The sequence below is a fragment of the Bacillus sp. EKM501B genome (assembly GCF_011800505.1).
GTDB lineage: Bacteria > Bacillota > Bacilli > Bacillales > Bacillaceae_G > Bacillus_A > Bacillus_A cereus.
This window is the reverse complement of sequence record NZ_JAALFZ010000027.1, coordinates 30,601-56,170: the sequence shown is the minus strand read 5'-3', so window position 1 is coordinate 56,170 and position 25,570 is coordinate 30,601. Positions and strand designations below refer to the sequence as shown.

Genomic DNA, 25,570 nt, shown 5'->3' with positions numbered 1-25,570 from the left:
AGGAAACTTTGAACTAGTAGTCCCACAGGGTAAAGAATTAAAACATTATTTTCGAGATAATGACCAACCTAACCATCCTTGGAATCTAAGTGGGTCTCAACCAAATGCGGCAAGTGGGGGGAGTACTAGAAGAATTGGTTTCATTGGAAGCAGTCCGGCTAGCGTATCTTTAATCCAAAGCAATTTTAAGCCGAATGGCTGTACAGGTAATCTCGAGATGATTATTCGGATGGTTCCAGAAATTAATCCTGACGGAATGGGGGATTGGTTGGCTCAATACTACTTTGATAGCAAAGCACGAAGTTGGAATGGCCCATCTCCTGTTATTGTAAATGGTAATAAAATTACAGGGGTTACGGGTAATCCTGCATTTATCCAAAGTACTTTTTTTAGTACTCAGGGAAATTTTGAACTGATAGTCCCACAGGGTAAAGAATTAAAACATTATTTTCGGGATAATGACCAACCTAACCATCCTTGGAATCTAAATGATTCTCAACCCAATACGCCGAGTGGGGGGAGTACTAGAAGAATTGGTTTCATTGGAAGCAGTCCGACTAGTGTATCTTTAATCCAAAGCAATTTTAAGCCAAATGGCTGTACTGGTAATCTCGAAATGATTGTTCGGATGACTCCAGAAATTGATCCTGATGGAAAGGGGGATTGGTTGGCTCAATACTACTTTGATAGCAAAACACGAAGTTGGAATGGCCCATCTCCTGTTATTGTAAATGGTAATGAAATTACAGGGGTTACGGGTAATCCTGCATTTATCCAAAGTACTTTTGGAACTAGAGGAAACTTTGAACTAGTAGTCCCACAGGGTAAAGAATTAAAACATTATTTTCGAGATAATGACCAACCTAACCATCCTTGGAATCTAAGTGGGTCTCAACCAAATGCGGCAAATGGGGGGAGTAATGGAAGAATTATTTTCATTGGAAGCAACCCGACTAGCGTATCTTTAATCCAAAGCAATTTTAAGCCGAATGACTATACTGGCAATCTTGAAATGATTGTTCGGATGACTCCAGAAATTGATCCTGATGGAACGGGGGACTGGCTGGCTCAATACTATTTCGATAGCAAAATACGAAGTTGGAATGGCCCATCTCCTGTTATTGTAAATGGTAATGAAATTACAGGGGTGACAGGTGATTAATCTATAAATACTTTAGGGACACACTCGATCGTTATCAAGCTAAAGTACATTTCTCGTGTTTTTGGGGTAGTGAAATTTCTTAAGTTAATGGACATGAGGTATCACCAACATTGTAAAATAGAAAACACAGATGCATTTAAAATGCATCTGTGTTTTCTATTTTACAACAATTTTAACTTGTGCTCCATCTGGTAAATGATCCACTTTGTTTCCTATAAACGACCCAGCCCCTCTATTATCCGCGGGCTTGATATACTTAATATCCGCACCCGATCCACCTTCTTTACACATAGCTAAAGGGTATTCATCACGATCGTACCCTTTTCTAGTTGGCACTCCCGCTAATGATTGCTTCCTTCTATCCGCGGCCCCTTTTCGGTCTATTGTGCAAATATCGTTTTTTCCATTTTCAATGGCTTCCTTTATATGGGCACCTGTTTCCGGGTACTTATTTGAAGGGAACTCTATAACTTGTGCAATATCTTGTGAACCACTTGTTTGTTTTGCGTGATTTGAATTTTGGATTGCTGAACATCCCGAAAATAATAATCCCATCACTAAAAAACTACTTACATACCCTTTAAATTTCATTATGTTCCCCCTTACTCTATAGCGTGAAATCTTCCATTGTTTTACGAATTTCATCGGCTTCTACACCAATATATTGTAGTGTTTGACCTTGTGTGGCATGGCCAAATAGTTTCATTAAATAGTAAACATCTTTCTTTCTCTGGTAATAGTGATATCCAAACGTTTTTCGCATACTATGTGTTCCCCATTGTTCTGAATCAATATTGCAAGCCTTAGCTGATTTATGCAAAAAAGTATGAGCCATTTGTCTCGTAATTGGCTTATCACCTTGACGACTTGGAAAAAGCCAATCGGAGTCAGCCCGGTTACTCGTGTATTTTGCAATCTCTTGTTGTAAGACTGAATTAAAATACACTTCTACCGTTGTATCTGTTTTTTCCATTTTAATTTTCATGACATCTTTTCCACGAACATCTTTTACGCGTAATCGTAAAATGTCACTGATACGTAAACCTGTATTAATTCCAAAGTAAAATAAAAAGTAATTTCGATATGAGGAATTTTGTAATAACCAATCTTTCATTTGTTCAATTTTTTCTAATGAACGAATCGGCTCCTTTGCTCCAGGTTTTCGTCCTCCTTTCGCCATAAAACACGACCTCCTAATTCATTGCTGTTATCTATAATATGTAAAACTTAGTTTTACTATAACTTCATTTTGTTAAACTACAATATTTTTCTTTTCATTTTATAGCGAAAAAAACCAGTAATAACATAGAAAAACGCATGATATCACTGGTTTTTGTGAGTTTAACATTTTGTATCTTTTGTAAAATTCATTTTAAGATGTGTAATTAAAAGTCTGTAATAAGATCATCACAAATATTTTATTTGAAAGTGCATTAAAATTTCATTTAAATAAAAATAATCAATAAAAACCTTAAATTGCATATTTAAATGTATTTACATTATAATTTTTATAAATTAATATCCTTATATATAACTAAATATATTCATGGAGGTAAATAAATGGATTCAAGTTAATCATTCTTTTTAAGGAAAATATTCTTAATTATAAAATAATTTTGCGTTTTATCTATTTTAGAAAACTTATGGACTAATAAATAATTAGATCCCCAGAAGCGAGGAAAGATATGTTCAAAAAGTGGAGTATATTTATCATTACAGCTGTGTTATTGCTTTCTCAATTGAGTTGGTTACCTCAGCTACACATAAAAGCTGAAACACCTCCAAATTCTAATGCGATTCATAAATTAATGCCTAAATATTTAGTAACCAATTTTAATTTTGATATGAACGCATCAACTGTTACTGTTGATAAAAATAACTTTTATGTTGCTGGTAATTTCCGAACAGGAAAGGATCTAGTTGGAGTAAAGTGGGAAACTAAAGATAATTATAGTCATCCTGATTTAAAATACCCAACAAAACCTGATTTTAGTAATGTTAACCTTGAATATGATTATAAAATTGAAGGCTTTACGAACCTAATGGACAGTGGGTTAGCACCCAGTTTAACAATTGAAACCAATAATGGTGAAGTTCATTATGTACGTCTTTGGAATTACGTTGTAGATCGTCCTGCGGAATCTTGGGAACTTGGTGCCACTAGAGATGTAGGGAAAGAGATTCGTTTTCCTGAAAATCGAAAAGAAGGAACTGCCAATGGGGAAACTGGACATATTAAAATAGATTTTAATAATTTATATGCTGGTTGGACGCCATATAGCTACAATACCGAACAAAGAAAATATACGACAGACCCAAATTGGAAGAAGATACCTGTAAATGACATTAAATCAATTATGTGGTCCGTTGTTCCACAAGGATATCAGTCTTCTGAATCTAGTAAGAAATTAGGAAAGTCTGAAAAATTCAAACTTCATTTTAATAATTGGAAAGTAACAGGAAATACATACTTAATGGATGAACCTAAAAGTGCACCGAGCCATAACGTGAGGATGACTGACGATTATGATGATATATATAATCTAACTCCTGAAAGGGTTGTAAATGATTATAAAAAATTAGGGTTTAGCAAGCTGGTCAATTTTTATATAGGTGCTTCTCATTATTATGACAAAATTTTGACGGATTCCGGCGTCGAAATGAATACAGATTATCCATTTAATCAAGGGTTTGAAGAGTGGTATAAGAATTATGCGAAACGTTTAAAAGAAAATAATATGGATCTTATACAATCTATTTCAATGGAATCTGTAGACGCTCCAGAGTCATGGTGGCAACGTACTTGGGATAATGTTCCTGGTACAACAGGTTGGACACCCACTCCTCATCTTTTAAGCTTTACGAACGAAGATGTAAAAGCTTTTTATAAAAAATACGTTTTAGGATTAGCAAAAATCTCAAGTAATGCTGGTATTACACCAATGGTTCAGTTAGGAGAACCTTGGTGGTGGCATAAAGAAGACATAGCAGGGAAGCCACCTTGCTTTTATGATCAAGCTACAAAAGACCTATTTGAAAAAGAAAATGGATATCCTATGTATGAGTTTCACTCATCAACGGAAGACATAACTGGCCATGAAGATATGTTAGAGTGGTTAAGTAACAAAAATGGTGAATTTTCTTTACTGTTACGTGATACATTAAAAAATTCCTATTCTAATGCTAAATTTACTGTTTTATTCTTTACTCCTTCTGTAATTGATAAAGATCGTGTTCCACCGATGATGTCAATCGTTAATTTCCCTAAAAAACAGTGGAAATATCCAAATCTGGACTTCTTTATGATCGAGGACTATGATTACCTGATTGACGGACATATGGATAAACACAAAGAAACATTAAAGTTTGCACAAGAAAATTTAGGTTATCCAAAAGAAAAGATTCATTATTTCTCAGGGTTTGTTTTAAATAAAGAGCAACAACATGTTTGGAAGAATATAAATGAGGCAATTAATGATGGCTTTAATCAAAAATTAGGCGAGGTATATATTTGGGCATATGCCCAAGTTATCCGAGATGGTTGGCACAGTCCTGGATTATTAAGTACCAATTATCCTGAGGGAAGCTATGGGAATCCAATCGATGTTACCCTAACTTCTACAAGCTCAGATAAAATAATATATACATTAGATGGAACAGAACCTACAGCTAGTCATGGTTCTACCTATACAGGTGCTATTCCTATTAAAGCTGATGCAGTAGTAAAAGCGATTGGATTAAAAGGTTCAAACATAGTAAATCGTGCTACACTGAACTATAAAATTACGAATTACGTTAACCTAAAGAATCTTACACCTGTTGATATTAATGAAAATAAAAACTCTATGGATTTTTATTTCAAGCCGGATAAAACAGGATTATACAGATTCTTTACTATGCCTTATAAAGGGAAAGAACAAGGATCAGGAAATGAATTAAAACTATATCAGGAAGAACAAAGACTTGCTTCTAACATGGATTCAAGTGGTCCATACGGTGCTCATTATGCAAAAATCGAATATAATTTACAAGCAGGGAAAACGTATGTTTTAAAACTATCTAACCCTTCTGGACAAAATGTTTTAAAAACAACATTAATGGCCGAAAGTGATTTTAATAGTACGAAACAAACAGCAGAAGCTGTAAACTGGGATCAAATAAAAGATCATAATCTTACATCTTTATATGATGTAGATTATTATAAGGTGAATCTTACTTCACTAAATGAACAAAAAATAAGTCTTACAAATAATGTAGCAACAATTGAAAATACAAGTGGTGAAGTCGTAAAAACGATGTTCCCTGGAAATGCTTCTAACAGCTTTAAACCTACAGCTGCGGGAACATATTATGTGAAGCTTTGGAACAATAAAGACCTTAATACAGACCCAGATTTAATGAATACACTAAATCAATTAAATAAAACGACTGACACAAGTGCTATCTTAGAATTACAAAAGAATTTACAAAAAATGAAGTTCTATTTTGGTGATTTGACAGGCTTTTATAACTCTGATTTTTATATGTCACTGATAGCCTATAAAAAAGTACTAAATAAATGGGATCCTGGTGTTGCAATTAGTGGGAAGATGCTAGAAGAAGATGCACAAATTGACGATCGTATTCGATATTATGCGAAACGTGATGTAGATTTAGGTAGAGATGCTGAAGGAAGCATCTATGAAACATTATTTGATGGTGATTTAGCAATCTTACAAGCCATGCCGATACCGGGTGAATCAGCGCTAATGCTTGTTCTATCTAAAATTGGGAATAAGTTTTTATTAAAAGAACTTCCTATATTGGGTAAATTCGGGAAATTAACTTATAATAAAGAAACAAAATCATGGACTTCTTCTGGTGGACTTGAATATACTCAAGGTAGTGTTCACGGAAATCGTGTGAAGCATGTACTAGATCATACAAAACCTAATCCCAATAAACCTACACATTCTGTGTTTAATGTTGATAAAACAAAGTTATTAGAATTAGTAGACGAGGCCTGGTCTAAGAAAGGTACCCATGTACCTGGCGACTCCGGTGCATATATAATTCCTATGGGAAGAATTGTAGGAACTGAAGGTGAAACTGCGATTAAAATAGTAGTAAGACCTGGTACAAATAAGGTTATTACTTCATATCCAGTTAAAAATTAATGGAGGAAAATTTACATGAAACTATTTAGAGAGAAAGTTATTTGTCCTAGATGCGATGGGAATGGGCTAATTTATAAAGCAGAAATTAAAAAACTAAATCAGATTGTATACGTATGTGATGAATGTGATGCAACTTGGTTAACAAATAATGAAATATATTTAAATAACTTTATAGATTTTGAGACCTTTCTGGAAGAGAATTCATGTTCTTATAACGACGCAAATATTATCCGTCTAGGGTATGATTGGTATAATTAGTGATTCGATGTTTTTATATTTTTTGTTTGATAAAATTGTTTAATTAGGAAAAAACCAGTTATAAATGTGAAAACACACATATGTAACTGGTTTTTTAGTTTTACATTTTGTATGTTTTGTAAAATTCATTTTTCTTTGTAATCTTTAAATATGTTCGAAAGGTATATCTTTCTAGATGTATTGTTACAAGTGAATTATTTTTTTCATTCTAAACACTAAGCCAGAAAAAAGGATTCCCTTAGTAAGAACCCTTTTTTCTTTCAACTAGCATTAAATTCTTCTGATGGAGTATCAAAACTTTCACCAAATATCTTCATCAGATTACTGTGTTTTTTTATCAATTGTCGCTTAAATGCTGAAAAGGCAGAACTTGAATCCAATTCATCAATTATTTGTAAAAAGAATATATTTTTCAACTGCTCATTTGTACTCTTGGCATAACTCTGTAACAACTTATAGAACTCTAACATTTCATCGACTAATGCCTCTCTAATATAATCTGCCTCTATCACTTTTAAATGAGTACTCCCATTATATACTTTGTTTAGCAGTTCGACAGTTTGAATCGTTTTTTCCTCTTGATCCAAGGCTTCTATATTTACTCTAGCAAAAGGGACAGGTTCTATCATAAATTTAATCCTATTTTCAATATTATCTTCAGGATCTGTACAATTTAAAATGTTATCATACTTAGCTAACTTTGTATTATTACAGTGTGCACATGACCAAAATAGATTATTCCATGAAAATTCTAACCCTTTATTTCCTTTATGTGGTATAAAATGTTCTACATTCACACTTGTGGGATTTTTAGATTCACAAATATAACACTTATCATAAAAATCTTCTCTTAACCTATCTAAAACGCTTGCAACTCTATAGGTACCGTTCAGCTTCGCTCTTTCATCTGCTAATTCTTTAGGTTCAGGTTGAGATTTAGTAATTGATATCATCATTTTCACCACTTAAAATCATATTCAATTCTATATCTGCTAATTTTAATTGCAACTCTTTTGTATTTTCTTTCGGAATTCTAGAAAATTCTTCTTTCAATTTTTCGAATTTTATAATTTCCTCTTTTGACAACTTATTTATATTCTCACTCAAATTTTGATATTCCTGCAGTTTTTCTTTAAACAAATATGAATATTGATCAATTTCAAAATATCCTTCAAGTATTGCTTGAGTGGGAAATAACGATAAATCTTGAACAAGGATATCTTTTTCCACATCGTAAACAATTGTATTGTCAATTGAATTAATAACAAACGGAGAATGCGTTGTAATGATAAATTGAATGTTTGGAAATAACTCTGTTAAAAACTTTAATATTTTTTTTTGAAGACTAATATGTAAATGGACATCTATTTCATCAATCATTACTATGCCTTGTATATCATAAAGAGGCGCTTTAGCAGCAAGCATTCTCATAATAAGCTCTGTTATAATATGTAATATAGCTGAATAACCACTCGATAATGTATTAAGTGTATATGATTCTTTTCCAGGTTCTTCAATTATAAAATTATAATCCTTATAATCAAACTTTAAGACTAGTTTATCATTTTCAAATAGCGTTTTAAAACATTGTTCTAAATTTTTGAACCACAAATCAATATCATTAGCTGTCTGTTTATCTCCATCTTGCTGTGCAAACATTTGTTGTGCTTTTAAATCTACTAAATATTTTAGAAAAACAGCATTTGCATTTGCTCTAATTTCTTTTGTTGGTAAGAGTCTCGTTTTTTCAATCCCATTTGGAATATCCATATGAGAAGTTCTATTTGCATCAAAATATACAATTATATACTTCCCATTTTCATGATATTCATCAAAATTTAAAAGTGTATTAAATGATGGTTTTATTTTACCTTCATATTTAGCTATGATTTCTACATTTGATTGAATATTTCTTTTAGCTTCATTAATTTGCATCAGAAAAGCAGAATTATCAGGATCTTCCTTTAAGCGATCTTCATAGCGAGTTAGTTCATTTTTATGAACGTTGATAAAATCTCGATGACGATCAAGCATTGATAAAGTAGTGTAGTCTAATATTGCGAAATATTCTAAAATCCCTTCAAGTAACGAAGTTTTTCCAGACCCATTTTTGCCAGTTAAAATTAAATGTTTTCTAGTTTTTTCAGAAATTGGAATATGAATATCTTTTAAGTGCCTAACTTTGTTAATTTTCAATTCCGTTATAAATATATCAGTCATACAAAATCTCCTTCCCATTTCTTTTCTTCATACTAATAGTAACACTGATTATGATTTTTGATGAAAAAATACTATATAATTTAATATAATCTGTCCAGTTATATAAAAATCTTCAACAAAAATTATTGGACATTTCGCTAATTCCCCCTATGTACATTAAAGCATAACCTTTTGAAGATTTTTAGACGAATAATATATGATTCTCCGATAGAGATAGCATTAACTTTATTTACTTTCAAGAAACAAAAAGAACTTGTAGAAATAACTACAAGTTCTTTTTGCTTTAAAGCGAATACACGGGACACATAAATTATCTCATTATTCATAACGGGGAAACCATATTGATTACGGCTTGATTCCATTATATAACAAATATTAACATCCAGAAATTTAATATTTGAAAATTATGTGAATTTAAAAATAAAAGTCCACCTTTCCTCTAAAAATCCCATTTATTTATTTTATATAAAACGCTTTAAATCAATGTTGATATCAAAATAAATTATGAAAATTATAAGTATAGGTTAATAGAGAAGAATGTAGGATTCTTACAGATAGACTTATATTTATATTCAAGCATAATTAACTATAATAAAATAAATTTAATTTTATAAGTAACCATAATTTTCAACCCGATTATAAAGCTTTTATTTTTTTGTGATGCTCTTAAAATTAGATTCTTACATTTTGAATACTGGTTAGTACAGATTTATCAAGAAATTTTAAATCGTTGAATGTACATAGTTCAAATATTGTGCTTTATTTCATTTGAAACTAACAAATACTTGAATATTACTAAAGATTACAAGATAATTAAAAAGTTGGGGAAATCAATGAGGTTCATTCAATCAGCAACCATCAGGAGCAAGGTTACAGCTAGCAAAGATTTAACCCATTGGTCAATCTGGTAATTCAGGTGTCTCTGGATTTACAAAGAATAATTCCTCATTTTCAAATGAAGATTAACCGATTGATATTTTGGATGATATTATAAATGCCATATTACAATTTACTCTACATTTACTTAATATATAAATAAAAAGGAGAAGAATTGTAAACATTCATCTCCTTTTTATCTATAACTCAATATTGAAAAATTTCCCGATATAAGTAAAATTAGGCTAATATAGGTCATTTAAATTGGCCAGGTGGTTTAATGGAAGAAATTATTCATTTTTAAAATTGGATCTCTAGATTTTTTTGAAATTCATACTATAAATTTAGTAAATAAGTAGATACTTAAAAATGATAAAAGGAGGAATTTTATTGGATTATCAGATATTAAATGTAAAAGGAAGCGGCTATTTTTGTGATGTTTGGAAAGCAAAAAATGAATTGAAGAAAACGGTTGCTATAAAACAATTAAAAAGAGATTTCGTTCGGAATGAAGATTATGTATATCGATTTAAACGAGAAATATCTCTTCTAAAGGAATTAGACGAATGCCCATACATAATTTCATGCTTAGATATGGAGTGTGATGATACTAAAGAGATATATCGCTACGCTATGCCGTTAGCTGATTATCATCTTCATAAGTACATCATTAAATACAATAGTAGAATCAGTCTACAAGAAAAAATAATGATTTTTAATCAGATATTAGTAGGAATGAAATACGCTCATGAAAAAACTATCCTACATCGAGATCTGTCTCCTAATAATGTTCTTATATTTATTAAAGACCAGAATGTTCAAGCTAAAATTAGTGATTTTGGACTTGGAAAAGATATAAACAGTATGTCCCATTTTTCAAAATCAGTGGGCTCCTATGGGCAAATCTTTTATGTCGCACCTGAACAGTACGATAACATAAAAAATGCTACAGTGAAAAGCGATATCTACTCTTTAGGAAAACTTCTATATTTTATACTAACTGCAAAAGATCCACTTAGTATAGAACCTACAGTGAGGTTTTATAGTTTGATTTCAAAAGCAGTATCTCAGAGCCCAGAAGATCGACACCAAGACATTAATGAGTTTATTACTCAATATCAGCAATTAAAAGCTATTTATATGCCAAGTGAAACTTCTTCAACATCATATGAGACAATGAAGCAATATGTAGAAAATAATAAAGAACAGATAGATTGGAATGAATTTCATAAAATGGCCCTAGGGGGAAAAGTAATTGATCATGTCTTTGATGATTATTTAGAGCCGATAGTAGAATTGTTCGAAAAAACAGAAAGAACCGAAGCCTATATATCTTATGTAAAAGAAGAAATTTTAACATTTTTAGAAGCTTTTACGAATCATTTACATGATTGTTATAAACAGTATAAATGGCCATTTAGTTATTTAAATGATTTTGCGAGATTTTTTTATAACTTATATAATATTTTACCGTTCACAACAGCCAGATTAATTTGTTTGAAAGAACTGTGGGAGATTTCCTTCGAAAGTGATCAATGGAGTGCTCAGACATTGATGGAATCCATTATTAGAGGGAAAATTAATCCCGATAATATAGAATCATTTGCTGAATTCTTAACAGCAAGCAATACTAAACATGCTGATAAAATTATTCAAAATGGGAATCTGTCTCAAATAAACCCAATCCTCCGTAATTCTATTCTTGCTATTGAACAACGTGCCAAAAATATGCAAAATGCTAGAGAATTTTAATTAGAGATAGTTTTTATAAACAGTTTGAATTAATTTCAAACAAACATGTGAAGAAACCTAAAACAGTCCGACAGTATCAAAAATACAGTTGGACTGTTTTAGGTTTCTCATTTTGTTCTATCGAATAAATAAAGGATTTGAGCATTTAAAATGATTTTTTGAAAAAATAGAGATAGTTAACAAAAAACAACATTGTTTTATGAGATCAGTAAAATCGATGTTACAAATGTATACTTTTGTTGTTGTTTTCTGTAAAATAATGAAAAAAGCATAAACTCAATAAAAACAATGATATGAAAGTAAACTAATGGCTAAAAAGTTTACATTGGAGTTTTGAATCATTTATAACTAATTTTGTAATAAATTTCTCAATATAGATATACTTGTTAAGTATGGTTCTAATATTCAAAATTAACAAAAAATAAATTATAATAAAAATATGATGGTTATCCTTTTGTTTACTCCTTGTGCTAAAGAGAAGATCGTGTTCGCCGATCTTATCTTTTTTTATTTGTGATTTTTGATAGGCGTATCACCAACATTTTAACGAAAATATACGCTAAGCAAAATTCAACATGAAAAAACGTTGATTTTACTACTCTAAGAGAATCATCTGATCTCAAAAACGTATGTATTTGAGACAAGTACGTTCCAATGTAAAAGGTGATGAAAAGAGCCTAAATAGTGTCTCAAAACTCATCCTTAAATCAAAAACTCAATTCAAATCGTATTATTGAGTTTTGAGAATCCCTTAGCGTATAAAAAAGTTAAAATGTGCGTGCTACCCCTTAAATCACTTAATCTCTAAAATCATTGCTAGATCGATTGCATAATTCGTGCGAGTTCTTTTTCTAAAGCAGCGGGCTCGTTTGCATAATTGTAAATCCCTAAAAACTTCTCTATAGCCTCTGGATGGGAACTGATTAGCTTGTTGACAGCATCCTGTTGTTCAGATATGCGTTCATTCTTCGAAATTTGGCATCCCATGTGAAACCGAACCATAAACTCATCTTCTATTGCCTTTTGATATTCTTCAGACATTTGATTTGATTGATCGGATTGTCCCTTATATTTTGATAGAATATTGGATAATATACGTGCTCCACATATAGCATCATGGATACCCTGCGCCATGCCAGGATCTTTAAAACAAACTGCATCTCCAACCAACGCCCATCCTTTTCCCATTCCTTTATACCAGTAATTATCATATCCGAGAATGCCTTTGGCCGGTTCTACTAGTTCTGCATTTTTCAAGCGCGCCCCAATTGTTGTATTCGGAAAGTTATCTGTAAAGAAATTGCGTAGACAGCTTTCCGGATTTAATTTCAACCGTTCTATCAATTCCTTATTTTCTAATGGGAAAATGCCGACAATTACATATAAATCATCATTCGTTGGAAAGAGAATGGCTGTGTTATCTTTTATCTTGTATACTTCAAATTTAGGGACATTATCGTGGCGAAATCCAGAGAAATACCCGAAATAGATGCCGACTGTTGCCGGAATACTTATTTTGAGTTCACTTTTTACCAGCTTGCGAATAATAGAGGATCGGCCGTCTGCCCCGACTACCAGGCGAGCTAAAAATTCTTGTTTCTCGTTGTCGCCGTCTAAACCTTTCACGCCTATCACTGTTTCGTCATCACGGATGACATCCGTCACACGAAATCCTTCTAAAACAGTTACATTCATTTGGGATTTGGCTTGTTCAAGTAGAATATGATCGAGATAAGTTCTTCTAATACAATAACAACTTTCCTCTCCGTAAACCTCAGGGATGAGACCTTCTATCACGGTATCCTCAAATTGAAATTTAATATCCCGTACCGGCGGTGCTTTTGTTTCCAATAACTTGTCCAGGACACCGGTTTCTCGAAGAAGAGCGACAGTATTATTGAAAAAGGTATGGGTTGATAATGTGTCCCTTGGAAAATTCGCTCGGTCCACTAACAACACATGGAAACCTGCCTTAGCAAGATAAATTGCCAGGGTAGAGCCGGCACATCTAGCACCGGTAATGATGACATCATACGTCTTATTCATCGTATCACTCCATTTTCAAGTATAATTATTAACTTGCTTATCCATTAGCAGAGTTCTAAAGTTAATGCCCCTACGAGTTAAAGTAATGGGGAAAATTGATAAGAATGCACTACATACATAAAGTATGGAAGCTAAAACGAAATAAGTACAGAAAATTTTCACCTGCTATACAATTAAAAAGAATTTGTGGTAAAAATCGGAATGATAATTTAAGTATTAAATAAAGGTCCGTTTACTTGTCTCGTGAAGAGTTAATAGATGTATATTCACAAAAATGGTTGTTAAAACATAGACTCCAAACTACTTGTATAAAGTTTTGGAAATCAAGTCCATTTGCTATGTTAAATGCGCTATAATTTTGGGGTAGTCGTCCTTATCATATGTTGAATAAATTATATCCAAATCGTTTTAAAGAGTGGGAATTTAAAAAAACGCCTACAGGATTCTGGACAAAAGAGAAGGGACTCCATTTAGCAGATGAGTTCAACATAAGATTCAATGTAGGCTATTGATGGGGTAGCACCACATCGCTATCAAGCTAACAAAATAAAATCCCCCTAAAATGAAAAAATACGCTATTCTTTCTGTAGAATCATAGGAAAGGATGGCGTTTTTTATGTCTGTTTCTAACGAATTACAACAATTTGCTCAAGAGATTCAAAGTGCCCTATCTCCAAATGTCTTACGGGATCTTGCTAGAGATGTTGGCTTTGTACAAAGAACCAGTAAGTACCAAGCAAAAGATTTAGTCGCTTTATGTGTATGGGTGAGCCAAAATGTAGCTATGACTTCTTTAACTCAGTTATCTAGCTGTTTAGAAGCATCAACAAAAATACTTATCAGCCCTGAGGGCTTGAATCAAGGATTTAATAAAGCGGCTGTTCAATTTTTACAACATCCATTAGCTGAACTACTAAACCAAAAACTGACTTCATCTATGCCAATTTCTTATCCATATACTTCTGTTTTCAAGCGTATTCGTATTTTAGATTCAACTGCATTTCAACTTCCGGATACATTTTCATCAATTTATCCTGGTGCGGGAGGATGCAGCCATACAGCGGGAGTAAAGATACAGCTTGAGTATGATTTATTAAGTGGACAATTCCTTCTCGTTCTAGCTCTTGAAATGTGCGTTGAATCGTATTTGGATTCACTTGTAATTCACTGGCTAGTTCACGTACAGCTGGGATTTTATCACCCGGTGCTAAACGACCTGTTACAATTTCCTATTTTATGTATTCCATTACCGGAATATAAATCGGGATATTAGGAGAAAACTCATTTTCCATTTCTTCCCTCCTCAGTATTAGTGTACTAGATGAATAATAGACTAATACTAATGGTGTTTAAATGGTGATTTTTCCAAACAATATATAATAAATAAAAGATGATATATTTAGTGAATTATTTTAACCAACCAAGTGTCATAGACGACCGTTTTCGGTACTTATAACAAAACCCTTTTCATATCAAGGAATTTAGCCTTACGTACAGAATCCGTGAAATGTTGGTACTACTCTAATACCCAAAAATTTTATTACAACCCTTCGTTTGTAAAGGTATACCTTTACAAACAGATGATTCCTATCTATGAAACATTGAAATACCAAGTTTACAAAGGTAGTTAGAATTATTTTATAAACGTTTGTTTTTGATGAATATCTTTATAAACAAAGATGGTATAATTATGGTAACAAATATAAGGAGAATACAAAACGTGGCAAATATTTATGGATATATACGTGTAAGTACAAAAGATCAAAATGAACAACGTCAGTTACATAAGATGATGGAACGAGGAGTTGAAGCTCGACGCATTTTTGTCGATAAAGCAAGTGGACGACATTTTGATCGCCCTCAATATCAATTATTACGAAAAATATTAAGTACAGGTGATATTGTTTACATAGATGCCTTAGATCGTATGGGCCGCAATTATGATGAGGTAATTTCAGAATGGAAGTATATAACAAGAGAATTACAAGCTGATATCGTAGTTTTAGAAAATGAAACATTATTTGATAGTCGGAAATTTCGTGAGATGGGTGATATGGGCCGATTAATGGAAGATCAATTTTTATCTTTGCTTTCCTATGTTGCAGATCAAGAACGAAAAAAAATTCATCAGAGACAAGCGGAAGGGATTGCTGTAGCCAAGTCTCAAGGAAAACACTTAGGACGTCCTCGGGTGAACCTTTCTACACTAAGCAAACAACAACTACATATAATAGAAGAAACTCATTCAAAATGGAAGAGCGGAAAAGTAACTGCTGTTATGTTTATGGAAATGTTAGAACTCAAGAAAAATACGTTTTATAAAATAATGAAAGAATATGAAGAGAACAAATTAAAAACTAAATAAATGAAGAATAAGAGCCGAATGTTTCTCAGGATAGAAAATCCGGCTCTTATTATGTTGAAATTTGCTTAGCGTATATTTTCGTTAAAACGTGGTCAGGACCGTCACCAAAAACAAGTTAAAAAACATTATTTAATGTGTAATTTTTACACAACTACAGTTTTTCAATTGTTTTAAAGAAAGAATCCATTTTGATCAATCTTTTTTCAAAATGGATTCTTTTTATTTACCATAGAATTTGGGTTTGTATGATGTTTTTGATCAAACTTTATTTCAAATCCACAACAAATTCTCTGGGCGGGAAATCCCCTTCCTTAAGAGATGAGTAGATTTGTAAAAAACAAATTTAAAATAGCCTTTTTTCGGGTTATTTTAAAATCAAATTCTATCTATTAAATATATACTTCCAAACTGCTTTAATTACTCCTGGATATGGCATGGTATCCCTCCTTTTTATAAAATTAGTATAACACGATTTAATTAATACAAATAGAATTTTTTTGAAATAATGTAAAAATAATCAAAAATTATTATGTTTTTGCTAAATATATGATTTAGTCATATCATGTTTATATTTTGAATCTGTATCTCTTTGCTCCAAATGTCTTTCAGTAAGTTCATAAACCTTGTCTACACGTTCCAAAATTTTCTCATCATGAGTAATAATAATTTTAGTTGAAGGAATGTGAAATAAATTCTCAATTATAGTATCTGCTGTTTCCCTATCTAAATGATTAGTAGGTTCATCTAAAATTAAAATAGGGTATTCTTTCATGAATAAACGTAACATAGCTAGTCTTTGTCTTTGTCCACCCGATAAATTTGTTCCTCCTTCGGATATAGCAATATCGTTCATACTTTGAAATTGAAGATAATTATTCAGATTTAATTTTTGAATAGAATCTTGTATTTTCAAAGGATCATATCCAATGTCGAAATAAGCTAAATTTTCCGAAAGACTTCCTCGAAAGAGAACGCCATCTTGAGTCATTAATCCGATATTTTTTCTTAATTCGTCATTTTTCCATTCTTTAATATCTTGTCCATCTATTAAAATATCCCCTTTATCTGGAGTATGTATTTTTAATAGCAGATTAGCTAAAGTAGATTTACCACTACCACTTTTTCCAGTGATTGCAATACTTTCATGTTTATTAATCTCTAAATTTAAATTGCTTAAAATAAGTTTATTATTAAAGCTAAAAGAAATATTATTAAATTGAATTGCGCCTGTTATGGATTTTTTCTTGGTGTTTAACCCATCATTTTCTGGATCTTCATCTAATACATCTAAAATTCTTAATAATAGAGGTTTAATTGCATTCCAATTCAAAACTGATCCGATAATGATTGTAACGGGTGAGAATATAATACTTGAAATAGCAATAAAAAAGAATATTTTGGTTAAATCCCCTTGTCCTCTACTATAATCATAGAAACCTATAGCAAGCAGTATGATAATGAATATTGTGGATAGGGAACCATTAAATGACTCTAAAGCGTGTTGTTTTAAAGTTCGCTTATGTACTATATCTAAATATTTATCATAATCTTTTTGCCATACATTTTTAATTCTTGAAAAAATCCCTGTTGCCTTAACATAATACATTGCCTTTAAAGATTCATTTATTTTCCCTTGATGTTCTCCTAAGTAATGCTTTTCTACTAAATGAGAATTAAGAAGGGATTTTCCTAAAGAAATATTTATAAATAGAGAACAGAGGATAAAGAATATAAGTATTCCAGTGTATAAAGGTTCACTATATAAAAGATAAACAAGCATAGGTATTATAACGAATATTGATACTAACATTTGAATTAGATCTTCTAGAATATAACTCCTAATTTCTTCTAAACCCGAAATTCTTACATTTAAATCTCCAACATGGCGTGTTGTAATATTCTCTATAGGAATATTAAATATATGTTCAAAAACCTTTGTCGTACCCTTTCGATCAATATCTTTTTGAAACTTAATCGTAACAATTGAACTCAAAGATTTAATTCCTATAGCAACTACTAAACCACTTATTATAATTAAAAAGTATTTTATATTCAATTCTTTTGAGGTGTCCAATATATCCATAAGTTCTTTTAGAATGAATGGAAAAGAAAATAAAGAAATTTGTGCTAATAAGGATAGTAACCCCAACATAATAATTTGATTAAGTGATAAAAAATGATGCATGTATTTAAATAGAAGATATTTTTCATTCGATTTATTACTTACTTTTACATCTGCTGTACTTTCAATAAGTAAGATGTAGTTACAAAACATCTCTTTAAAACTCTTTTCATCAATAATCATAGGACCAGCCTTAGGATCAACGATATAGAACCTATTCTTCTTAACTTTTTCAATTATAACGAAATGATTTAGCCCCCAAAATGCTATTACTGGTTTATTTATCATTTGTAAATCATTAATATTATCTATTCTGTAAGCATTCGTTGAAAAACCATACGAATCACTAACTTTTTTAATATCTAATAAACTCCATGCTGTGTTTTTATTCACAATTTTATTTTTTCTAATGTCTGAAGGCTTAATGGATAACCCATAATAATGCAAAATCATAGCAAGGCAACTAGGGCCACAATCATAAGATGTCATTTGAGGAATAAATTTAACTCTCTTTTTTATCATATGTATCACCTGTTTTAGTAATTAAAGTATAAAATACTATTCATCTTACTATTTTCTAATCTTTGAAGAAAATATAATATACCGCTTAAACCTGTAAATAATGAGGTTTTATACGGATTAAAATTCTCTATAGTAAAATTATTTACTGCGTGTATAAAGATTTCTTTTTCATTATTTTAAAGAAACCTATTTTATATAATCATAACAAAAAAGTTAAATTTTACCTCACAACCGCAACATGAGTAAGAATCAGTATTATAATTTAGAGTTATTTAAAGTTTTAACTTTAAATAACTCTAAATTATATTGTGAAATGATTCTAAGATTTTAAAGTATTTTATCCCAATTAAAAACTATGAATATTTTTATTATTATCACCATTTTTCAGGTTAGTTTTGAAAATAAATAAAAGAGGAAGAATTTTCATTATTCTTCTCCCTTTTTAATTCTTCACAAAACATTATCAAATAAATACAGAGGATAATCATCCAATGGGACTCCTGATAGAGTATAATTTTTTATTTATTACATAGAAAATATAGTAAATAAAAAATAGAACCCTATTATAACTTTAGTGAACTACTCGCCACTTAGCAAAGCTTGAAGTGGGAGCTTCTCAGTTCCACGACGAAAGTAACCTTTCGTCTCCCTGAGCGTTACTTCGGGGTATTCCACCCCTAGATGTCCAACGCATGGATGCTCTTTTGGTACGGTTGATATTTTACGCAGGAACCGAATGGCTTGGTTTTCGCACTCTATTTTCTTCCTGCAACCTTCTATATCAAGTTATCAAAGAACTTCATATAGCAAGTTTATCAAAAGTTTTTGGCGATACCAAACCGAAATTCATCTCCCACCTATCGTTGGGCTACGCCCTTCACACGCTTGAGGAAGGAGAATTCTTTCGGGGAATACGTTAAATGTGCAAATCATCGGTTAAATCTGTTTAAATTTAAATTATTAGAATCAGTAACTCCAGTAGCTTTTTTATTTGACCTTTTCAGCCGCTACTACACACAAAGTATATTTATCTACAATTTCACTTCATACTAATCTTAATATGCCTATTTTAAATACCAAATTTTCTTCTTAATCTAATAGCATTTCTCCGTGCCTGCTTCCAATTGATAAATCCATCACCACCATTAATATTTTCCATTTCTGTTGGAGTTAATTTTTGTAATTTTAAACTTTCTAATTTTTGTTCAGTGCATGATTTTGAATTTTTTAGTATATTCATATTTAGTCCTCCTAATATATAGAAATATCTGACATTTTTCATTATATTGAAAATATCAAATATAATCAACCTTTTTTTTGAAAAAAAGGAAATATTTTAAAATAAAAAAGATGTTCTAAATTAATTAGAACATCTTCTATTACATTACTTCTGATCAAAAATGATATCAGCATTTCCTTTGAATTCATTAGCTGGAGCAAGCCCACCATTATCAAGATACATTTGAACAGCTTGTTTTGCATAAAATTTAGCTGCTTCCGTACCATAAACCCAAGCTTTTGCTAGCCCTGAAGTTTTACCATATTCTACAGTTGGCTCTTGACTAGAATTTTCTAAAGATACAACTTTAGTATCTAAAGAACTAGCTGAGGCTTGTGAAGAAAATAATGTTGTTCCAACTAGACCTAGTCCAAGTGCACAAGATAATGCTGCGAATTTAAATTTCTTTTTCATTAATAAACCCATCCCTTTTTGCTTTTTTTTACTTTCATGTAAATTTTAACCTTTAAACCTATAAATTTCAATAGAATAATGACATATTATTGAAATTTTTTGATATTTCAATAATAATTACTCACTAAACTAAAAATATCTATTCTTTTAACAAAATGTTCTTCATTATCGACATGCTTTACATCCGTTTCTTCAAGAGGCCTAATGTCTACTAAAGTTTTTGATGTATACTAAATAATTTAAACTATAAAATAATTAAGACTAAAGCAATTTTCTCTTCATTTTTTACAAAATGAATATAGAAAATTATATTTAATCATAATTAAAAATTATTTAGATTTAGATAATTCTTTATTTTCAACTCTTGATATCTTACTCTTCCATAATATCGAAATTTGTTTATACCAATCTTTTAACTTTTTAGTATATTTTTGATACTCTTCGTCAGTAAATATTAACAATTCCATGGATATCATAACTATAGAAAATGAATATAAACCCATCCCTATACCAATACCCGCGTGGAAAAAGCAAATAGCTATTACCCCAAAGAGTTTAGTTCTTTTATTTATAATTAACAATGGAAAAGCAAGCTTTACAAAAATACTAAGATAAGTAAATATGACAGCAAGATATACGTAATTATTTACCCATTCTTTTAAGAAAGGAGTGGAAACTGTGTTAACCTGTGATACATAGTATAAAGCTGTACCATTATTCCAAAGATCACCCATTACTTGATATATTCCTGATGTTGCATAAACAACACATACTTGAGTGATGCAAAAAAGAATTGAAAAATTATGTAATATTGTGCTTATATTGGTTGCTAATGTATTGTTTCTATTAGTAACCTTTTTTCCTTTAATAGCATCAATAGAGAAATATCTTGTACAATCAGCGAATAAAAGAAAGAATAAACTAATACACATTAAGTTATCTCCACCATCACTAATCGGACCCATACGAACATATAATGAATAGTAGAAAATAAAATTTAATATACTAATAAATCTGCCCTTATATCCAATTGTATAAATAAAGGTAAACAGTATTCCCAAAAGATATATTACATCAAAATATAATAATGAAGAATTCAAACTATAAAGAGAGGGAGCAACCCCAAAATAGTTAGCATTATAACCAACCTCAGAATACAAAAAATGACGCTGACTGTATTGTATTAAATAGAAATAAAGGGTTAGTATACCAAAAGATATACGTAGTAAACTTGCACCTTTATAATATTTCTCTTGTAAAAAGCAATTTAATATTCTAGTTGAAATACTCTGATTCATTTATTACACCTCGATTATCATTTAGTAAAAAGATATTACATCTTTATCAATTTTTCTCCATCCTAAATCATTATCATACATTAGTTCGGGTTTAGGATTTTTAACGCCTCTTTGTGAAAACGGAATAACATTATACGAAGTTACCCTTACCTTAATAGAATCGATTTTCTTATTAGGATATAATGCTTTGGCATAAGATGAAGCATATCGATATATGGTTTTTTCCCCTTTTTCTTGAATTCTTTTTGACTGCTCATCAATCATTTTTTTTCCATCATTCTTATTTTTATCTTTATCTTCTTTTTTTAATATAGCTTCCTCATATTTTACTGTAAGATCGTCTGAAATTTGTCCTGCAACTTCAGTATGAAATCCATCTACAAGTCGAACAATTCGATTATAAGGTGTAATAACATTTTTATGATTATTTTCAATTAATGGTGTTGAAATATCAATCCATTCCTTACCCTCTTCAGCTTCATTATCAAATTTAATCTGCATATATATATAATTATTTTTAGTAAGTGGATCCGGAGCAAATAAATGCCAATTTTGAGCAAACCATGTCTTATCCAGATACTTAGAAGTTATCGGATTTAAATTGGTGGATATTGGATTGGTAGGGCCTACTGCAAAAATTACCATTACATAATGGAAGCAAAAATATAATGACAAGATCGATATTATAGTAAGTAACATGCATTTATGTTTCAAAATCTTCACTCCAATATTAAGTTATTAATTTAATTCAATTCACCTGATAAATATTTAATAGCTTTTCTATACTGGGAAGTTAATATAGAAAATTAACAAGACGGAGGTAATACTTATATGCCTCTATTCAAAATCCAGAAATAATCTCTTTTACATATATGGGAGTTATTATACGTATCCTAATTTCATATAAAATTCACGGAGAAAACGCTGAACTTATCTTTAACATAAAGTTCAGCGTTTTTATCATTAATCAAAAAATTATTATTTTTGATCAAAAACAATGTCCGTATTGACCTTGATTTCATGTGAAGGAGCCATCCATCCAGTTGCATCAAGAGCGGCTTTACCAACTTTCTTTGCATAATAGGTAGCTGCTTCCGTACCATAAACCCAAGCTTTTGCTAGCCCTGAAGTTTTACCATATTCTACAGTTGGCTCTTGACTAGAATTTTCTAAGCTTACAACTTTAGTATTTAAAGAACTTGCTGAAGCTTGTGAAGAGAATAATGTTGTTCCGACTAGACCTAGTCCAAATGCACAAGATAATGCCACAAATTTAAACTTCTTTTTCATAAAAGTAATTCCTCCCGTTGTATCTTTATATTTAGTATTCGTATTAGAAAATACTAACAATTAAGAATTTACCATCCTTTTACAAAAAAGACAATATTATTTTTTTGACTTATTTGTATTTACAAAAAAATATATATATTTGTAAAATATAAAAACCAATGATTAATCAACATATTACAGTATCTGGTAGTCAAATAGTTTTATATTCAAATAATTATTTTAACCTAAATGTATAAATTAAAATTTTGAAAATTAATTTGGAATCGTTTTTAATGCACTAAATATATTGAAAAAACAATATATTTTTATTATTATCAAAACGCTAGGATATATTTATTTTTTTAGAAGAGGGGAAAAAAATATGAAAAAAAAACTTTTTAAACTATTACCTATCTTTACTGTAGCAATACTACTACTAAGCTATACTTTGGGGTTAGACAATCACTCTACCTATGCAGAAACACAAAAAAAATATTTATATTCTATACCCATGGATGAAAATATCATACCTATGGAGCGACTTGCAGAAGCCTTGAAAAAACAAGGTAGAATAAATAATTCTGCATCAAAAGAAGCAGAATTACAAGCTGTCGAAAATTATATTAAAAAAAAGAAAATGGACACTGAAAAAGACCTTGTATCTAGAGATGAGATTACACAAGAAGCTTCTAATTTTATGAAAAGAGTTAAAGAATCAAATATAGAATTAAAAGAAAAATCAGCTCAAGTAGCAAACAGTAACGCAAGTAATCAAAAAGCAGAGACAAGAAGCTTAAATGGTAAATTACCCGTTCCTCCAGCAAAATCAAAGGAATATCATGGAGATATTCGTACGGATAAAGTCCTAGTTTTACTCGTTGAATTTGATGATTTTAAACACAATAATATTGAACAAGTCCCAGGTTATATGTACTCAAATGATTTTAACCAACAACATTACCAGAACATGTTATTCGGTGATGAACAATTTACCCTATCTAACGGAACTAAAATTAATACATTTAAACAATATTATGAAGAACAATCTGGTGGGAGTTACACCGTAGATGGTACAGTTACAAATTGGATTACAGTCCCAGGAAAGGCATCCGATTATGGTGCTGACGCAAATGAAGGTCGCGATAATAAGGGACCTTTAAAACCAAGAGATTTAGTTAAGGATGCTCTAAAATCAGCTGTAGCTAGTGGGCTTGATTTGTCGGAATTCGATAAATATGACCAATACGATGTAAATGAAAATGGAAAGTTAAATGAACCTGATGGAATTATTGATCACTTAATGATTATCCATGCTGGCGAAGGACAAGAATCAGGTGGTGGAAAATTAGGGGATAATGCCATTTGGTCTCATCGTTCAAAAGTTGCCTTAGAACCGTTTGCAATTGAAGAAACAAAATCTTCAGTACCATATTGGAATAATAAGATAGCTGTTTATGACTATACAATGGAGCCTGAAGATGGAGCAGTTGGTATATTTGCTCATGAATTTGGACATGATTTAGGACTTCCGGATGAATATGATACAAAATATTCAGGACAAGGTGAGCCAATTGAATCTTGGTCTATTATGAGTGACGGAAGTTGGGCTGGAGAAATCGCAGGTACAACTCCTACAAGCTTTTCGCCTCAAAATAAAGAATTTTTTCAAAATACAATGGGTGGTAATTGGGCAAATATTATTGAAGTAGATTATGCTCAATTAAATAAAGGTATAGGGTATGCAACATTTTTAGATCAAAGTGTAACAAAATCAGATCGGCCGGGAATTATTCGTGTCAATCTACCTGATAAACAAGTGAGAGACGGAATCCAACCCGAATTCGGTAAAAAATATTACTTTAGTACACGTGGTGACGACATTCACACAACACTAGAAACGCCTACATTTGATTTAACAAATGCAACAAGTGCTAAATTTGATTTCAAATCCTTTTTTGAAATTGAAAGTAATTCTGATATCGTTGAAATCACCGCTGTAGAAGAAAATGGGAATAAAACAATACTTGAGCGAATTGGCGAAAATGAAACACAAGATAAGTTTACTTCTACCAATTATGAATGGATAGATAAATCCTATGATTTAAGTTCATTTAAAGGTAAAAAAATAAAATTAATGATTGAATATATTACGGATGGAAGTTTAACTTCAATGGGATTTGCGATTGATAATGCTAGCCTAAGTATAAATGGAGACGTTGTATTTTTAGATGATGCTGAAAGCGAACCAAAATTTAAATTAAATGGTTTTATTATGGCTAATGGCATTGAAGATAAAAAGCATAATTATTATTTGGAGTGGAGGAATTACGCAGGTTCTGATAAAGGCTTAAGATTTGCACACGCAATTTACAATACCGGGCTTGTTGTATGGTATGCAGATTCAAGCTATACGGATAATTGGGTAGGAATTCATCCTGGACGGGGCTTCTTGGGTGTCGTAGATTCTCACCCAGAACCAATTGTAGGCGAGTTAAATGGAAAACCTACTGTGGCAAACAGTACAAAATATCAAATTTCTGATGCTGCATTCTCACTTAATCCAACACCCAGATGGATAATTGGAACCCCAATGTTTGGGACTTTTGATTATGCAAGTTTACCAGGTGTTTCAAAATTTGATGATTCTAATAAATATATTAACAATCAAATTCCAGATGCCGGACGTGAATTACCAAATTTCGGTTTAAAATTCGAAGTAGTTGGTCAGTCTAGTGATAACTCTGCAGGTGCAATTCGTGTCTATCGCTAATAGAATCTTAAACTAACATTTTCTAGGAAAAATATGTATAAAATGACACAACAAAGAAGGG

General features: G+C 31.1%; 17 protein-coding genes and 2 pseudogenes. 7 read left to right on the top strand and 12 right to left on the bottom strand.

The features are described 5' to 3' along the window. A partial coding sequence (locus tag HFD78_RS26910; protein ID WP_202983771.1) for a hypothetical protein occupies positions 1 to 1,162 on the top strand: 1,162 nt, incomplete at its 5' end. A 156-nt stretch (positions 1,163 to 1,318) separates the two neighbouring features. Here the strand turns inward: HFD78_RS26910 and HFD78_RS26905 are convergent. Then, a complete protein-coding gene (locus HFD78_RS26905; protein WP_000669309.1) occupies positions 1,319 to 1,753 on the bottom strand; it encodes a NucA/NucB deoxyribonuclease domain-containing protein in 435 nt (144 codons plus the stop codon). A 16-nt stretch (positions 1,754 to 1,769) separates the two neighbouring features. Beyond that, positions 1,770 to 2,342 carry a tyrosine-type recombinase/integrase gene (locus tag HFD78_RS26900; protein WP_001051789.1) on the bottom strand — a complete coding sequence of 191 codons (573 nt, stop codon included), beginning with the start codon at positions 2,340 to 2,342 and terminating at the stop codon, positions 1,770 to 1,772. A 505-nt stretch (positions 2,343 to 2,847) separates the two neighbouring features. Here HFD78_RS26900 and HFD78_RS26895 point away from each other — a divergent pair. Further along, positions 2,848 to 6,318, top strand: a complete 3,471-nt coding sequence (locus tag HFD78_RS26895; RefSeq protein WP_000475313.1) for a chitobiase/beta-hexosaminidase C-terminal domain-containing protein — start codon at positions 2,848 to 2,850, stop codon at positions 6,316 to 6,318. Positions 6,319 to 6,333: 15 nt separating this feature from the next. Next, positions 6,334 to 6,576, top strand: coding sequence for a hypothetical protein (locus HFD78_RS26890; protein ID WP_000765552.1), 243 nt, complete (start codon positions 6,334 to 6,336; stop codon positions 6,574 to 6,576). A gap of 260 nt (positions 6,577 to 6,836) precedes the next feature. Here HFD78_RS26890 and HFD78_RS26885 read toward each other — a convergent pair whose 3' ends face one another. Both HFD78_RS26885 and HFD78_RS26880 read right to left on the bottom strand, forming a co-directional pair. Then, positions 6,837 to 7,529 (bottom strand): HNH endonuclease, encoded by a 693-nt coding sequence (locus tag HFD78_RS26885; protein ID WP_000623678.1) that lies wholly within the window; start codon positions 7,527 to 7,529, stop codon positions 6,837 to 6,839. Next, complete coding sequence (locus HFD78_RS26880; protein ID WP_116291568.1) at positions 7,513 to 8,796, bottom strand: AAA family ATPase; 1,284 nt, start codon at positions 8,794 to 8,796, stop codon at positions 7,513 to 7,515. Before HFD78_RS26880 ends, HFD78_RS26885 begins: the two co-directional genes overlap by 17 nt. 1,266 nt (positions 8,797 to 10,062) lie before the next feature. Here HFD78_RS26880 and HFD78_RS26875 point away from each other — a divergent pair. Then, positions 10,063 to 11,424, top strand: a complete 1,362-nt coding sequence (locus tag HFD78_RS26875) for a serine/threonine-protein kinase (protein ID WP_000386251.1) — start codon at positions 10,063 to 10,065, stop codon at positions 11,422 to 11,424. An 816-nt stretch (positions 11,425 to 12,240) separates the two neighbouring features. On the opposite strand, the gene HFD78_RS26870 is transcribed toward HFD78_RS26875, so the two are convergent. After that, positions 12,241 to 13,470 (bottom strand): NAD(P)/FAD-dependent oxidoreductase, encoded by a 1,230-nt coding sequence (locus tag HFD78_RS26870; RefSeq protein WP_001044753.1) that lies wholly within the window; start codon positions 13,468 to 13,470, stop codon positions 12,241 to 12,243. 616 nt (positions 13,471 to 14,086) lie between these two features. On the opposite strand from HFD78_RS26870, the pseudogene HFD78_RS26865 reads away from it, so the two are divergent. Next, positions 14,087 to 14,581, top strand: a pseudogene (locus tag HFD78_RS26865) (IS4 family transposase); the annotation flags it as partial. Here HFD78_RS26865 and HFD78_RS26860 read toward each other — a convergent pair. Further along, positions 14,574 to 14,762 (bottom strand): annotated as a pseudogene (locus HFD78_RS26860) (GntR family transcriptional regulator); the annotation flags it as partial. The pseudogenes HFD78_RS26865 and HFD78_RS26860 overlap by 8 nt on opposite strands. A 398-nt stretch (positions 14,763 to 15,160) precedes the next feature. Between HFD78_RS26860 and HFD78_RS26855 the strand changes: the two are divergent. Next, complete coding sequence (locus tag HFD78_RS26855; protein ID WP_002197167.1) at positions 15,161 to 15,835, top strand: recombinase family protein; 675 nt, start codon at positions 15,161 to 15,163, stop codon at positions 15,833 to 15,835. 538 nt (positions 15,836 to 16,373) lie between these two features. Here HFD78_RS26855 and HFD78_RS26850 read toward each other — a convergent pair. From HFD78_RS26850 to HFD78_RS26825, 6 genes are all read right to left on the bottom strand, one after another. Continuing rightward, a complete protein-coding gene (locus HFD78_RS26850) occupies positions 16,374 to 18,479 on the bottom strand; it encodes a peptidase domain-containing ABC transporter (RefSeq protein WP_000592625.1) in 2,106 nt (701 codons plus the stop codon). Between the two features lie 1,069 nt (positions 18,480 to 19,548). Next, the gene (locus tag HFD78_RS26845; protein ID WP_001023502.1) at positions 19,549 to 19,719 is read right to left on the bottom strand and encodes a hypothetical protein; all 171 of its coding nucleotides are present in this window, start codon (positions 19,717 to 19,719) and stop codon (positions 19,549 to 19,551) included. Positions 19,720 to 19,863: 144 nt separating this feature from the next. Beyond that, positions 19,864 to 20,172, bottom strand: a complete 309-nt coding sequence (locus HFD78_RS26840; protein WP_000726232.1) for a hypothetical protein — start codon at positions 20,170 to 20,172, stop codon at positions 19,864 to 19,866. A 329-nt stretch (positions 20,173 to 20,501) separates the two neighbouring features. Continuing rightward, positions 20,502 to 21,470, bottom strand: a complete 969-nt coding sequence (locus tag HFD78_RS26835) for an HTTM domain-containing protein (RefSeq protein ID WP_001076452.1) — start codon at positions 21,468 to 21,470, stop codon at positions 20,502 to 20,504. A gap of 21 nt (positions 21,471 to 21,491) precedes the next feature. Then, positions 21,492 to 22,193 (bottom strand): DUF5819 family protein, encoded by a 702-nt coding sequence (locus tag HFD78_RS26830; protein WP_232293924.1) that lies wholly within the window; start codon positions 22,191 to 22,193, stop codon positions 21,492 to 21,494. Between the two features lie 255 nt (positions 22,194 to 22,448). Next, a complete protein-coding gene (locus HFD78_RS26825; protein ID WP_000726234.1) occupies positions 22,449 to 22,760 on the bottom strand; it encodes a hypothetical protein in 312 nt (103 codons plus the stop codon). A gap of 361 nt (positions 22,761 to 23,121) precedes the next feature. Here HFD78_RS26825 and HFD78_RS26820 point away from each other — a divergent pair, with 361 nt between their 5' ends. Next, a complete protein-coding gene (locus HFD78_RS26820) occupies positions 23,122 to 25,509 on the top strand; it encodes an immune inhibitor A domain-containing protein (protein WP_097863217.1) in 2,388 nt (795 codons plus the stop codon). The last annotated feature ends 61 nt before the right edge of the window (positions 25,510 to 25,570 follow it).

What these genes read in the sequence shown, in the direction of transcription:
- HFD78_RS26905 (WP_000669309.1), bottom strand. Translation starts at nt 1,753, where the DNA reads ATGAAATTTAAAGGGTATGTAAGTAGTTTTTTAGTGATGGGATTATTA.
- HFD78_RS26900 (WP_001051789.1), bottom strand. Translation starts at nt 2,342, where the DNA reads ATGGCGAAAGGAGGACGAAAACCTGGAGCAAAGGAGCCGATTCGTTCA.
- HFD78_RS26895 (WP_000475313.1), top strand. Translation starts at nt 2,848, where the DNA reads ATGTTCAAAAAGTGGAGTATATTTATCATTACAGCTGTGTTATTGCTT.
- HFD78_RS26890 (WP_000765552.1), top strand. Translation starts at nt 6,334, where the DNA reads ATGAAACTATTTAGAGAGAAAGTTATTTGTCCTAGATGCGATGGGAAT.
- HFD78_RS26885 (WP_000623678.1), bottom strand. Translation starts at nt 7,529, where the DNA reads ATGATATCAATTACTAAATCTCAACCTGAACCTAAAGAATTAGCAGAT.
- HFD78_RS26880 (WP_116291568.1), bottom strand. Translation starts at nt 8,796, where the DNA reads ATGACTGATATATTTATAACGGAATTGAAAATTAACAAAGTTAGGCAC.
- HFD78_RS26870 (WP_001044753.1), bottom strand. Translation starts at nt 13,470, where the DNA reads ATGAATAAGACGTATGATGTCATCATTACCGGTGCTAGATGTGCCGGC.
- HFD78_RS26855 (WP_002197167.1), top strand. Translation starts at nt 15,161, where the DNA reads ATGGTAACAAATATAAGGAGAATACAAAACGTGGCAAATATTTATGGA.
- HFD78_RS26850 (WP_000592625.1), bottom strand. Translation starts at nt 18,479, where the DNA reads ATGATAAAAAAGAGAGTTAAATTTATTCCTCAAATGACATCTTATGAT.
- HFD78_RS26845 (WP_001023502.1), bottom strand. Translation starts at nt 19,719, where the DNA reads ATGAATATACTAAAAAATTCAAAATCATGCACTGAACAAAAATTAGAA.
- HFD78_RS26840 (WP_000726232.1), bottom strand. Translation starts at nt 20,172, where the DNA reads ATGAAAAAGAAATTTAAATTCGCAGCATTATCTTGTGCACTTGGACTA.
- HFD78_RS26835 (WP_001076452.1), bottom strand. Translation starts at nt 21,470, where the DNA reads ATGAATCAGAGTATTTCAACTAGAATATTAAATTGCTTTTTACAAGAG.
- HFD78_RS26825 (WP_000726234.1), bottom strand. Translation starts at nt 22,760, where the DNA reads ATGAAAAAGAAGTTTAAATTTGTGGCATTATCTTGTGCATTTGGACTA.
- HFD78_RS26820 (WP_097863217.1), top strand. Translation starts at nt 23,122, where the DNA reads ATGAAAAAAAAACTTTTTAAACTATTACCTATCTTTACTGTAGCAATA.